Consider the following 13,017-nt stretch of genomic DNA (forward strand, 5'->3'; position numbering starts at 1 on the left):
GGGCGCGGCCCGGGAGACTTCCCTCCAATTATCGCACGACCCCGCTCACGTCCGTGCGCACCCCGCCGAGTCGCACGGGGTGATATGCCATAATCCGAGGGTGTCACTGACTGAGCCAGCCAAGCGTCCGACTGTCCTCGCCGTCTCGCTCATCGTCGCGGGACTCATCGGGTTCTGGGCGGCATTCCAGCTGACGCTCGACAAGTTCGCCGTGCTGGCCAACCCGAACGCCCAGCTGTCGTGCAATATCAGCGTGCTCGTGGGCTGCAGCAAGAATCTCGAGTCGTGGCAGGGGTCGCTGCTCGGCTTCCCCAACCCCATCCTGGGCATCGCCGGGTGGACGGCGACCATCGCCGTCGGGGTCGGGATCCTCGCGGGCGGTCGCTTCGCGCGGTGGTACTGGCTGATCTTCAACCTCGGAGTGGTCGCGGCGCTCGCACTGGTGATCTTCCTGATCTACACCAGCATCTACCAGCTGTTCGTGCTCTGCCCATGGTGCATGCTCACCTGGGCGGTCACCATCCCGACGTTCTGGCTGGTGACCCTGTACAACCTGAAGACGGGGAATATTCCCGTTCCGGCATCCGTCCGCCGGATCGCCGCCGCGTGGTATGGCTGGGTGCCCCTGATCACGCTCGCCTGCTACATCATCGTCGCGGTCATCGCCCAGGTGCAGCTCGACTGGCTGCACCGCCTCTGACCCCAGACCCAAGCGCGTCGCCGCACTACTACCTTCCGAGCGCACTTGTTAGTGCTAGTGCGCTCGGCCGAAAGTAGTGCGCTGACATGGCTGGGCGCCTAGAACCAGAGCGCCAGCCCCGCGCTGGAGCTTGAAGGATCGCATCGCGATCCCGCGACGCCAGCGCCGACGAAGCTGCGCTTCGGCGGTTCTAGAACCAGAGCGCCAGCCCCGCGCTGGAGCTTGAAGGATCGCATCGCGATCCCGCGACGCCAGCGCCGACGAAGCTGCGCTTCGGCGGTTCTAGAACCAGAGCGCCAGCTCCCTTTCCGCGGACTCCGGCGAGTCACTGCCGTGGATGAGGTTCTGCTGCACCTTGAGGCCCCAGTCGCGCGCGAGGTCGCCGCGGATCGTCCCCGGCAGCGCGTTCGTCGGGTCGGTGGCGCCGGCGAGCGACCGGACTCCCTCGATCACCCGGTTGCCCGCGACGCGGATGGCCACCACCGGCCCGCTCTCCATGAACTCGACGAGGGGCTCGTAGAACGGCTTGCCCGCGTGCTCCTCGTAGTGCCGAGCGAGCAGGTCGCGATCGGCCTGAAGCATCCGGATGTCGACGAGCGAATAGCCTTTCGCCTCAATCCTGCGCAGGATCTCGCCGGTCAGGTTGCGCGCGACGCCGTCCGGCTTCACAAGGACGAGGGTCTCTTCGACGGTGGTGGTCATTCTGGTTTCTCCATTCCAGGGTGGGATTGTCCAGGGTGGGTCTGGCGGGCGAGGCGATCGCGGTGGTCGATCCGGCCTCCGACGATCATGACGTAGGTCCACATCGCGGCGAAGATCGCACCGACGATGTAGAAGGCCGGGACGAGCAGGCCCGCAGCGATGACGATCAGCTGCACCGCCCATCCGATGATGACGCCGATCGGGTAGCGCAGCAGACCGATGGCGATGATCATCAGCACGATGAGCACCGCTCCCCCGCCCAGCGCGACGGCGGCGGGCAGGCTCTTGAGTCCGAACAGCACGAGCGCACCCAGGAAGACGATGACCAGCTCGAACCCGAGCACGATCGAGCCGAGGCTCTCGCGCATCGATCGGGTGCGACGAGCCCGCCGCGGTGCGTCGTCCGGCTCGCCGGGGGTTCCGGATGCGTCGCTCACGATGCGGGCTTCCAGTCGCGTTCTGCGGCGATCGCCATCGCGTCGCCGACGAGGGTGATCGACCCGGTGACGACGACGGCACGCCTCGGCGACTCCGATGCCCACTCACGAGCCTCCTCGATCGCCTCGCCGAGGTCCGCGAACACATACGTCGATTCGGCGTTCGTCGCGGCCAGCACCAGGTCGCCCAGCACCTCGTGGTCGATCGCGCGCTCCGATCCGGACTGGGTCGCGTAGAACCGCGTCGCCAGGGGCGCGAACTCCCGGATGATGCCGACCGCGTCCTTGTCGACGAGCACGCCGATCACGAATGCGATCTCGTCGAAGTCGAAATACGTGCGCAGCGCGGCAGCCAGGGTCGCCGCTCCACTCGGGTTGTGCGCCGCGTCGACGAGCACGGTCGGCTCGATTCCGATCAGCTGGAGCCGGCCGGGCGAGGTGGCCTCGGCCAGTCCCTCCTCGACGAGCTCGCTGTTGAGGGGCATCGTGCCCCGCCCGAGGAACGTCTCGACGGCTGCGACGGCCACTGCCGCGTTCTGCGCCTGGTGGTCGCCGTACAGCGGAAGGAAGAGGTCGCTGTAGGTTGCAGCCCGCCCCCGGATGGTCACGAGCTGGCCGCCGACCGCGACAGAGGTCCTGACCACATCGAACGCCTCGGGCTGTGTGGCGAGCGTCGACTCGGTCAGCTCGGACGCGTGCTTCAGCTCGCGGAGCGCCTCCGCCGGCTGCACCGCGCTCACCACGTCGGCGGCGGGCTTGATGATCCCGGACTTCGTGCGCGCGATCTCCGCGACGGTGTTTCCGAGGCGGTTGGTGTGATCGAGGGAGATGGGTGTGAAGACGGCGACTTGACCGTCACCGACATTGGTCGAATCCCATTCGCCGCCCATCCCCACCTCGATGACGGCGACGTCGACGGGCGCATCCGCGAAACACGCGAACGCGAGCACCGTCATCGCCTCGAAGAATGTGAGCGGCAGCTCGCCTGCGGTCTCGAGCTCGCTGTCCACGATCTCGAGGTAGGGCTGGATGTCGTCCCAGTTGCGCGCCAGCGCCTCGTCGCCGATCGCCTCGCCGTCGATCATGATCCGCTCGTTGAACCGCACCAGGTGCGGACTCGTGAAGAGGCCGGTGCGCAGGCCGTACGCACGCAGGATGCTCTCCGCGATCCTGCTCGTGCTGGTCTTGCCGTTCGTGCCGGTCACGTGGATGATCGGGTACGCCCGCTGCGGGTCTCCCAGGAGCTCGACGGCCCGTCTCGTCGGCGCGAGCCGCGGCTGCGGGCTCGCCTCTCCGAGCCGCGAGAGCAGCGCCTGGTAGACGGCGTCGCCCGCGGCCCTGAAGTCCTCGCTGTCAGACATCGATCCTCCCGTCCAGGCGGGTGACCGCCACGATGAACCGTCCCGCGTTCGCGAACTGGCCGGCTGCGAAGTCCTGGTAGAAGGCGGCGTCGTGCTCGACGACGCTCGCGAGCCATTCCGACGGGATCTGCTCGGCGAACCCGTCGATCACTGGATGGCGTTCCGGCCAGCGCAACTCCGTCTCGATGGCGAGGGTCTCGGCCGCGATGTCGACGTCGGATGCGCGCAGGATGGCCGTCGCATCCGCGTCGTCGAAGAACACCAGGTCGAGGCGGATGCGGTCGCTCACGTCGAGCCCAGCGGCCCTGCGGGTGTCCTGTACGGCGCGGATGACATCGCGAGCGAGTCCTTCCGCCTCGAGATCGGGTGTGGTCTTGGTATCGAGGATCACGAATCCCCCGCCCACCAGCAGGGCGAGTGCCGTGCCTGTCTCGCCGTCGGCCTGGGCGGTCTCGAGGACGAGGTCGAATTCGCCTTCTGCGAGTTCGATCCCCCCGGCGGTGACGATCCCGTCGACCTCCGACCAGTCGCCGGCGCGAGCCGCCTGGATCACACGCTGCACGTCCTTTCCGAGACGCGGGCCTGCGGCGCGGGCGTTCACGGTCAGCCTGCTGGTGATGCCGTAGTCGGCCGCACTCGACTCCTGCACTTCGACGAGGTCGACAGCCTTGACGTTGAGCTCGTCGCTCAGGATCGCCTCGAACGGTCGCAACGCCTCCGCGTTGTGCGCGACGACGGTGAGCCGTGCGAGCGGAAGCCGGACCCGGAGCCCTGCCTGCTTGCGCAGCGAGAGCACGGTCGAGCTGATCGTGCGGATGCGGTCCATGGCGTCGACGAGCGCGTCGTCGGCCGGGAACGGCTCAGCGGACGGCCAGTCGGTGAGGTGGACGCTGCGCCCGCCGGTGAGGCCCTGCCAAATGCGTTCGGTGACCAGCGGCAGGAGCGGGGCCGCGACGCGGCAGTAGGTCTCGAGCACGGTGTACAGGGTGTCGAAGGCCTCGCTGTTCTCGCCGTCGTCGACGACACCGGTCCAGAAGCGGTCGCGCGAGCGGCGGACGTACCAGTTGGTCAGCACATCCGCGAAGTCGCGCAGCTTGGCTGCCGCCAGCGTGCTGTCGAGCGCTTCGAGGTCTGCCGTGACCTCCGTGACCAGGTCGCGGGTCTTCGCCAGGAGGTACCGGTCGAGCACGTCGGTCGAATCCGTGCGCCAGGTCGCCTCGTACCCGGCCTCACCGCTCGCGTTGGCGTAGAGCGAGAAGAAGTACCAGGTGCTCCACAGCGGGAGCAGGACCTGCCGCACCCCTTCGCGGATGCCCTCTTCGGTCACGATCAGGTTGCCGCCGCGCAGCACCGGGCTCGACATCAGGAACCACCGCATCGCATCCGAACCGTCACGGTCGAAGACCTCGTTGACGTCCGGGTAGTTGCGCAGCGACTTCGACATCTTCTGCCCGTCGTTGCCGAGGACGATGCCGTGGCTGACGACGTTCTTGAAGGCCGGGCGGTCGAACAGCGCAGTCGACAGCACGTGCAGCAGATAGAACCAGCCGCGCGTCTGCCCGATGTATTCGACGATGAAGTCGGCCGGGTTGTGCGAGTCGAACCAGTCGTGGTTCTCGAACGGGTAGTGCGCCTGGGCGAACGGCATGGACCCGGAGTCGAACCAGACGTCGAGGACGTCGGGGATCCGGCGCATCGTCGACCGGCCGGTGGGGTCGTCGGGGTTGGGCCGCGTGAGTTCGTCGATGTACGGGCGGTGGAGGTCGGGCCGGCCGTCGACGCCGAGGGGCAGCGTGCCGAAGTCGGCCTGGAGTTCGGCGAGCGAGCCGTACACGTCCACGCGCGGGTACGCGGGGTCGTCGCTCTTCCACACCGGGATCGGCGAGCCCCAGTAGCGGTTGCGCGAGATCGACCAGTCCCTGGCGTTGCCGACCCACTTGCCGAACTGGCCGTCCTTGACGTTGTCGGGAACCCAGGTGATCTCCTGGTTGAGCTCGCCCATGCGGTCGCGGAACTCCGTCACCCGGACGAACCAGCTGGAGACCGCCTTGTAGATCAGCGGGTTGCGGCACCGCCAGCAGTGCGGGTACGAGTGCTCGTAGCTCGCCTGGCGCAGCAGGCGGCCCCCTTCGCGGAGCAGCTTGGTGAGCGGCCGGTTGGCCTCGAACACCTGGAGACCGGCGACGTCTTCGATGGCCGGCAGGAAACGCGCTCCGTCGTCGACCGAGATGATGACAGGGATGCCCGCCGCCTCGCAGACGCGCTGGTCGTCTTCGCCGTAGGCCGGAGCCTGGTGCACGATGCCGGTGCCGTCTTCGGTGGTGACGTAGTCGTCGACGAGGATCTGCCACGCGTTCTGGGTGCCGTACCTCTCGGTGTCGGCGTAGTAGTCCCACAGGCGGTCGTAGTGCACGCCTTCGAGTTCGGAGCCCGGGATGCGCCGGGTCACGGCCGCGAGCGCATCCGCCGGCGACGCATAGCCGAGGTCTTTGGCGTAGTTGCCGACGAGGTCGACCGCCAGCAGGTATTCGGCTCCGAAGTCCGCGTGCTCGGGGTTGCCGGCGCCGTCGGCTCCGCCGTTCGGCCCCGCAGGCACGACGGCGTACTGGATGTCCGGCCCGACGACCAGCGCCAGGTTCGTCGGCAGCGTCCACGGGGTCGTCGTCCACGCCAGTGCGCGGACAGCGGTCAGGCCGAGCGCCTCCGCCTTCTCGCCGACGAGCGGGAAGGTCACGGTGACCGTCTGGTCCTGCCGCATCTTGTAGACGTCGTCGTCCATCCGGAGTTCGTGGTTCGACAACGGCGTCTGATCGCGCCAGCAGTACGGCAGCACCCGGTAGCCCTCATACGCGAGACCCTTGCCGTGCAGCTGTTTGAACGCCCAGATGACGGATTCCATGTAGTTCACGTCGAGCGTCTTGTAGTCGTTGTCGAAGTCGACCCAGCGCGCCTGCCGGGTGACGTATTCGCGCCACTCACGGGTGTATCGGAGCACCGAGTCGCGCGCCGCCTGGTTGAAGACGGCGATGCCCATTTCTTCGATCTGGCTCTTGTCGGTGATGCCGAGCTGCCGCTCCGCTTCGAGCTCGGCGGGCAGGCCGTGCGTGTCCCATCCGAAGCGGCGTTCCACCTTGCGCCCGCGCATCGTCTCGAACCGGGGGAAGACGTCCTTGGCGTAGCCGGTCAGGAGGTGACCGTAGTGCGGGAGACCGTTGGCGAAGGGCGGGCCGTCGTAGAAGACCCACTCCGGTGCATCCGCCCGGTTGTCGATGGATGCGCGGAAGGTGCCGTCCTTCTGCCAGAACTCGAGGACCTCGGTCTCGATCTCCGGGAAGTTCGGCGACGGCGTCACGCCCCGGGGTGCACCGGTGTCCGGCTGCTCGTCGCCGGGGTTCGACTTGGGGTACGGCATTTCTCTCCTGGCAGGTTCTGTGTCTGCACGAGGACGCCAGGCGCTCGAGGCGCGAGTCGCGGTACCACCCCGCTTGCCGCGCGCTGCCTCCTTCGGCACCGCGCAACCGCTTGTTCCTTGGCTGTGACGGGCCAGCCCCGTTCGGTTCTACTGGGCGCCTCCCGCTCGGCTGCGCTGTTCTTCCGAAGACTCACCGGTGATGGCCGGGTCGACGTCTGTACCGTCGATTCTAGCGGGTCGCCGCCTGACGATCGAGCATCCCCTGATACCCGGAGCACACGGGTGTCACCGCGTCGGCGACGTAGGGCGTGAGGGCGCCCCGACGGACCCCTGCCCGCGCCCAGACGCCGGCAGCGGCGACGGCCGCTCCGATGACCGCGGTCGCGATCGCCTGCGGTTCCAGGCCCGCGGCCGGTGTGCCGAGCCTGCGGCTGATGTCGGCGCTGAGCTGGCGGACGACCGCGAGGAATCGCGAGAGCGCCGACGACTCGAGTTCGTCGCTCGTACCCATCAGGTCGAACTGGGTGAGCGCGATCGGGACGCGGGCCGGGCTGAAGTCTCCGGCGAGCGAGAGGATGGCGCTGCGAACGGCCGTCATCACGGGCACGGTGTCCGGGATGGATGCGAGGATCTCACCGAAACCGCGAAGGCTGTCGTCGACCTCATACCAGAGCACATCGCTCTTCGCGGGGAAATAGTTGAAGAAGGTGTTGCGGCTGACACCGGCCCGCTGCGCGATCTGGTCGATCGTCGTACGGGCGTAGGTCTGCTCGAGGAAGAGCTCCGCTGCCGCCTCGGCGAGCATGGCACGCGAGGACGCTCGCGGGCGGCCGGAACCGCCGTGCGAGGTGCGGGAATGGTCCGCAGCGCTCATGCGTTCCCCCTCATGCCTATTATTGGACCCGATCCAAATACTAAGACCGCCACAAGCGACAACAGACAAGGACCGTTCGTGAGTTCATCCGCCACCCTGACGTTCAGCGAGACCGACCGTCCAGGGATAACCCCCGGCACCGCACGCCGCGTGACCATCGCGTCGTTCATCGGCACCGCACTCGAATCGTACGACTTCTACCTTTTCGCGTATTTCAGCGCATTCTTCGTCGCGCCCCTCTTCTTCGCGCCCCTCGGCACCTTCGGGGGCATCCTCGCAGCGTTCCTCACGATCGCCGCCGGGTTCGTCATCCGGCCACTCGGCGCAATCGTCTTCGGGCACCTCGGCGACCGCATCGGTCGCCGAGCGACCCTGCTCATCACAATCACGATCATGGGTGTGAGCACCGGGCTCGTCGGCCTCCTTCCGACCTACGCCGTCGCCGGATGGTTCGGCGCGATCGCCCTCGTCCTCCTGCGCCTGATCCAGGGCCTGTCGCTCGGCGGCGAGTGGGGCGGATCCATCCTGCTCGCGACCGAGTACGCCAACCCGAAGCGCCGCGGATTCTATGCGTCGCTCCCCCAGCTCGGATCGCCGGTCGGCTCCATCCTGAGCGCTGCGGTCTTCATCGTGCTCCCCCTCATGCTGACGCAGTCGCAGATCGCCGAGTGGGGGTGGCGCATCCCGTTCCTGACGGCGATCCCGCTCCTGCTCGTCTCGCTGTACCTCCGCTGGTCCATCGACGAGACGCCGGTGTTCAAGCAGCTCGTCGCGACCAACAGCCGCGACCGCTTCCCGCTGGCCGACGTGCTGCGCAACTCGCCCGGCCCGTTCGTGATCGCGATCGGCGCCGCCATCCTCGGCATCGGCTCGTACTCGCTGATGAACACGTACATGGTGAGCTACGGCACGACCACTCTCGGCTTCAGCTTCAACGACCTGTTGATCGCGACGACGATCGGCGGCCTGCTTCAGCTCGTCACCATCCCACTGTTCGGCGTGTGGGCGACCCGCATCGGGTCGGCACGGGTCGTCGCGATCGGCGCGATCGGGACCCTGCTCATCACCTTCCCGATGTACTGGTACCTGCAGTACGCCACCTTCCCGATCCTGGTCGCCACGATGATCATCGGAGGAACACTCCCGACCCTGTCGTGGGCCGGACTCGGCGGGCTGATGTCCGATCTGTTCCCGAGCCGCAACCGCTACAGCGCCCTCTCGGTGGCGTACAGCATCGCGGCGCTCCTGACGGCGTTCATCCCGGCGATCACGGAAATCCTCGCGCACGCCACGGGCAGCGCGTGGTGGCACCCCGGGATCGTGCTGGCGATCATGTCGGTGATCACGCTGGTCGCGGCCGGGTTCGCCGCCCGCCGCAAGCCGATCATCGACGAGCTCCCCCTCCCCGCCCCCGCGGAGGCCGCCCCCGCAGCCGTCTGACTCTGACCTGCGACCGAGAGTCGCCGTTCGCGCCGATACGACCCGGTGGAACGGCGACTCTCGCCGTTTCCCGTGATTCTCGGCGACCCGGGGCGCTCCGGTACGCTTGAGGGAACGCATACTCAGGCACCCCACCAATGACACGGTGCCGCATATATCGATTCGGAGAAGCACCATGAGCGCCAACCCTGTGCCGGACAAGCCCGCCCTCGAAGGGCTCGAAGCCAAATGGGGCGGCCGCTGGCAGTCCGACGGCGCCTACCTCTTCGACCGTGCGACCGCCCTCGCCGAGACCGACCGCACGTGCATCTACTCGATCGACACGCCCCCGCCCACGGCGTCAGGCTCCCTCCACATCGGCCACGTCTTCAGCTACACGCACACCGACATCGTCGCCCGCTACCACCGGATGCGCGGCCAGCACGTCTTCTACCCGATGGGCTGGGACGACAACGGCCTCCCCACCGAACGACGTGTCCAGAACTACTACGGCGTGCGCTGCGACCCGTCGCTGCCGTACGACCCCGGTTTCACGCCACCGTTCGAGGGTGGCGATACCAAGAGCTCCAAGGCGGCCGACCAGCAGCCGGTCTCGCGTCGCAACTTCATCGAACTCTGCGAACGCCTCACCGTCGAGGACGAGAAGCAGTTCGAGGCGCTGTGGCGCTCGCTCGGGCTGTCGGTGGACTGGTCGCAGACCTACCGCACGATCGGCACCGAAGCGCTGCACACCTCGCAGCTCGCCTTCCTGCGCAACATCGAGCGCGGCGAGGCCTACCAGGCGATGGCGCCGACCCTCTGGGATGTGACCTTCCGCACGGCGGTCGCCCAGGCCGAGCTGGAAGACCGTGAGCAGCCCGGCACCTACCAGCGCATCTCGTTCCACGGGGCGGACGGCCCCGTCTTCATCGAGACCACGCGGCCCGAACTCCTGCCTGCGTGCGTCGCCCTGGTCGCGCATCCGGACGACGAGCGCTACCAGCCGCTCTTCGGCAGCACCGTCACCACCCCGGTGTTCGGTGTCGAGGTCCCGGTGCTCGCGCACCATCTCGCCCAGCCCGACAAGGGCACCGGCATCGCGATGATCTGCACCTTCGGTGACATCACCGACGTGGTGTGGTGGCGCGAACTCGACCTCCCCAACCGTGCGATCGTCGGCTTCGACGGCCGCATCGTGTCCGAGGCGCCCGACGCGATCACCAGCGACGCGGGCAAGGCCGCGTACGGGGAGCTGGCCGGAAAGACGATCTTCTCGGCCAAGCAGGCCGTCGTCGAACTGCTGAAAGCGTCGGGTGACCTCATCGGCGACCCGCGCCAGATCACGCACCCGGTCAAGTTCTTCGAGAAGGGCGACAAGCCGCTCGAGATCGTCTCGACCCGCCAGTGGTATGTGAAGAACGGCGCACGCGACGAGGAACTGCGGGCACGGCTCATCGAACTCGGCCAGGGCCTGGACTGGCACCCCGACTTCATGCGGGTGCGCTACGAGAACTGGGTCGGCGGGCTCTCCGGCGACTGGCTGATCTCACGTCAGCGGTTCTTCGGCGTGCCCATCCCGATCTGGTACCCCCTCGACGCGGACGGCAACCCGGTCTTCGACCAGCCGATCCTCCCCTCCGTCGACACCCTTCCTGTCGACCCGTCGTCGGATGCCGCCCCCGGTTTCGAGGAGAGTCAGCGCAACCAGCCCGGCGGCTTCATCGGCGAACACGACGTGATGGACACCTGGATGACGTCGTCCCTCACCCCGCAGCTCGCGGGTGGCTGGATGCGCGACGACGAGCTCTTCAAGACCGTCTTCCCGTTCGACCTGCGGCCGCAGGCCCAGGACATCATCCGCACCTGGCTGTTCTCGACCGTGCTCCGCTCGCAGCTCGAGCACGGCGTCGCACCGTGGGCGCACGCCGCCATCTCCGGCTTCATCGTCGACCCCGACCGCAAGAAGATGTCGAAGTCGAAGGGCAACGTCGTGACGCCCGTCGACATCCTGGAACAGCACGGTTCGGATGCGGTCCGCTACTGGGCGGCGTCCAGCCGGCTCGGCACCGATGCGGCCTTCGACCCGCAGAACCCGACGCAGATCAAGATCGGCCGCCGCCTGGCGATCAAGATCCTGAACGCCGCGAAGTTCATCCTCGGCTTCGAGGCGCCGGCCTCCGACGAGCTCGCCCTCGTGACCCAGCCCCTGGACCGCAGCATGCTCCAGCAGCTCGCGACGGTCGTCACCGACGCGACGGACGCGCTGGACGGCTATGACCATGCGCGCGCACTCGAGCAGACCGAGACGTTCTTCTGGGCGTTCTGCGACGACTACCTCGAACTGGTCAAGGAGCGCGCGTACTCGGCGGCCGGTCCTGAGCAGGTCTCCGCGGTGGTCGCACTGCGGATCGCGCTGTCGACCCTTCTCCGGCTGTTCGCGCCGGTCGTGCCCTTCGCGACGGAGGAGGCCTGGTCGTGGTTCAACGCGGGCTCCGTACACCTCACGGCGTGGCCGGCGGCGTCCGAAGTGACCGGCGAATGGGACGACGACTCCGCCGTGCTCTCGTTCACCAGCCAGGCCCTCACGGGCATCCGCCGGGCGAAGACCGACGCCAAGGCATCCCAGAAGACCCTCGTCGCCAGCGCAGTCATCACGGGCCCTGACGAGGCCCTTGCGGCCCTCCGCCTCGCAGCCGACGATCTGAAGGCGGTCGGGCGAATCGCCGACCTGCGGCTCGAATCCGGCGATGTGCTGGTCGTGGCCGATATCCTTCTTGCGCCCATCCCCCCGACCGAGGAGGCCCGATGACCACGACCGTTCGTCGCGTCGACGACGGTGAGTTCTTCACCTGGCTCGACCTGTACGCCGGCTACGGCGAGTTCTACGACTCGCCGCTGACCGACGAGAAGGCCGTGCTCGTCTGGAGCTGGCTGACCGACCCAACGCACGAACTCGAGGCCTACTTCGCGCTGGACGACGCGGATGAGCCCGTCGGTCTCGCCCATGTGCGCGTGTTCTCCCGGCCACTCGCCGGCAGCCGCGGGCTGTTCCTCGACGACCTCTACGTCGCACCGGATGCGCGCGGCCAGGGGGCGGCGACGGCCATCCTCGAAACCCTCCGCACCCGTGCACAGGAGGAGGGACTCTCCGTCGTCCGCTGGATCACCGCAGCCGACAACGCCGCCGCGCAACGCGTCTACGACCGCGTCGCGGAGAAGACGGAGTGGGTCACCTACGACCTGGTGCCCTGACGCGCAGTGAAGCCGTACCGTCCCAAAGATCGACCATGGGCGGGCGCTCGCGATAGGGTCGGGAGGAGTGGCGACACTCAGCCTGCGGAGTACGGCGACAGGAGGGCACCAATGTCGATAACGGTTCGACCGGCTGCAGACGGCGATTTCTTCGCCTGGCTCGGCCTGTACGAGAAGTATGCCGCGTTCTACAAGACCGCTCTCACCGATGAGAAGGCACTCCTCGTGTGGAGCTGGCTGATCGACCCGGGCCACGAAGAGAACGCGCTGGTCGTCGTCGACGATGAGGCGGACGACGACAATCAGCTGGTCGGGCTCGCGCATTACCGCGAGTTCGCACGACCGCTCGAGTCCGACCGCGGGCTGTTCCTCGACGACCTCTACGTCGACGAGCCGTCACGCGGCCACGGCGCCGGGAAAGCACTCATCGAGGCCGTGCGCGGCATCGCCCAGGAGCGCAACCTCGGCGTGGTGCAGTGGATCACCGCACCGGACAATGAGACGGCCATCCGCCTGTACGAAGAACTGGGCACCCGCACTCCGTGGGTGACGTACGAGATCGAGCTCTAGACGATGCAGCTCGGCACGCGCTGGCCGGTCGGCGGTGACGCCCCGGATTCCCTTCCCGAAGTGGTCGCCTATGCCGTCACGACGGTCGAAGAAGAGTTGGTCGCCCTCGATGTCGAGACCACCTCATGGCGTTGGACGCTGACCTGGCTGGAAGGCAGGCCGGTCGTCGAACTCGATGATGGAACGGTGATCCGCTACAACCCCACCGAGGATTCGGCGACCATCACGCAACCGGTCGAACACGAACCCGACGAGTTCGACGAGCCTGAACGGTTCGACGAGCGGTAGAA

At 67.6% G+C, this 13,017-nt stretch carries 11 protein-coding genes; 6 read left to right on the forward strand and 5 right to left on the reverse strand.

The window, feature by feature from the left end; all coding sequences use genetic code 11:
- Nucleotides 1-106: 106 nt before the first annotated feature.
- A complete protein-coding gene (locus tag G3T36_RS11755) occupies nucleotides 107-700 on the forward strand; it encodes a vitamin K epoxide reductase family protein (RefSeq protein WP_163290315.1) in 594 nt (197 codons plus the stop codon).
- A 282-nt stretch (nucleotides 701-982) separates the two neighbouring features.
- Here G3T36_RS11755 and ndk read toward each other — a convergent pair whose 3' ends face one another.
- From ndk to G3T36_RS11780, 5 genes are all read right to left on the reverse strand, one after another.
- On the reverse strand, nucleotides 983-1,402 hold the full coding sequence (gene ndk / locus G3T36_RS11760) for a nucleoside-diphosphate kinase (RefSeq protein WP_163289950.1): 420 nt from the start codon (nucleotides 1,400-1,402) through the stop codon (nucleotides 983-985).
- On the reverse strand, nucleotides 1,399-1,839 hold the full coding sequence (locus G3T36_RS11765; protein ID WP_338031560.1) for a DUF4233 domain-containing protein: 441 nt from the start codon (nucleotides 1,837-1,839) through the stop codon (nucleotides 1,399-1,401). The genes ndk and G3T36_RS11765 overlap by 4 nt, the downstream gene beginning before the upstream one ends.
- Complete coding sequence (locus G3T36_RS11770) at nucleotides 1,836-3,200, reverse strand: bifunctional folylpolyglutamate synthase/dihydrofolate synthase (protein ID WP_163289951.1); 1,365 nt, start codon at nucleotides 3,198-3,200, stop codon at nucleotides 1,836-1,838. Before G3T36_RS11770 ends, G3T36_RS11765 begins: the two co-directional genes overlap by 4 nt.
- The gene (ileS, locus tag G3T36_RS11775) at nucleotides 3,193-6,612 is read right to left on the reverse strand and encodes an isoleucine--tRNA ligase (protein WP_163289952.1); all 3,420 of its coding nucleotides are present in this window, start codon (nucleotides 6,610-6,612) and stop codon (nucleotides 3,193-3,195) included. Before ileS ends, G3T36_RS11770 begins: the two co-directional genes overlap by 8 nt.
- Nucleotides 6,613-6,841: 229 nt before the next feature.
- On the reverse strand, nucleotides 6,842-7,486 hold the full coding sequence (locus G3T36_RS11780; protein ID WP_163289953.1) for an acyl-CoA-like ligand-binding transcription factor: 645 nt from the start codon (nucleotides 7,484-7,486) through the stop codon (nucleotides 6,842-6,844).
- Nucleotides 7,487-7,564: 78 nt separating this feature from the next.
- Here G3T36_RS11780 and G3T36_RS11785 point away from each other — a divergent pair, with 78 nt between their 5' ends.
- The 5 genes from G3T36_RS11785 to G3T36_RS11805 all read left to right on the forward strand — a co-directional run bounded on the left by G3T36_RS11785 (nucleotide 7,565) and on the right by G3T36_RS11805 (nucleotide 13,015).
- On the forward strand, nucleotides 7,565-8,926 hold the full coding sequence (locus tag G3T36_RS11785) for an MFS transporter (protein WP_163289954.1): 1,362 nt from the start codon (nucleotides 7,565-7,567) through the stop codon (nucleotides 8,924-8,926).
- Between the two features lie 175 nt (nucleotides 8,927-9,101).
- Nucleotides 9,102-11,714 carry a valine--tRNA ligase gene (gene valS, locus G3T36_RS11790; RefSeq protein ID WP_163289955.1) on the forward strand — a complete coding sequence of 871 codons (2,613 nt, stop codon included), beginning with the start codon at nucleotides 9,102-9,104 and terminating at the stop codon, nucleotides 11,712-11,714.
- On the forward strand, nucleotides 11,711-12,157 hold the full coding sequence (locus tag G3T36_RS11795) for a GNAT family N-acetyltransferase (RefSeq protein WP_163289956.1): 447 nt from the start codon (nucleotides 11,711-11,713) through the stop codon (nucleotides 12,155-12,157). Before valS ends, G3T36_RS11795 begins: the two co-directional genes overlap by 4 nt.
- Nucleotides 12,158-12,268: 111 nt before the next feature.
- Nucleotides 12,269-12,727 carry a GNAT family N-acetyltransferase gene (locus tag G3T36_RS11800; RefSeq protein ID WP_163289957.1) on the forward strand — a complete coding sequence of 153 codons (459 nt, stop codon included), beginning with the start codon at nucleotides 12,269-12,271 and terminating at the stop codon, nucleotides 12,725-12,727.
- Between the two features lie 3 nt (nucleotides 12,728-12,730).
- Nucleotides 12,731-13,015, forward strand: a complete 285-nt coding sequence (locus G3T36_RS11805) for a hypothetical protein (RefSeq protein ID WP_163289958.1) — start codon at nucleotides 12,731-12,733, stop codon at nucleotides 13,013-13,015.
- Nucleotides 13,016-13,017: the final 2 nt, after the last annotated feature.

It is taken from the genome of Leifsonia tongyongensis, assembly GCF_010686705.1.
In the GTDB taxonomy this organism is placed as follows: domain Bacteria; phylum Actinomycetota; class Actinomycetes; order Actinomycetales; family Microbacteriaceae; genus Diaminobutyricibacter; species Diaminobutyricibacter tongyongensis.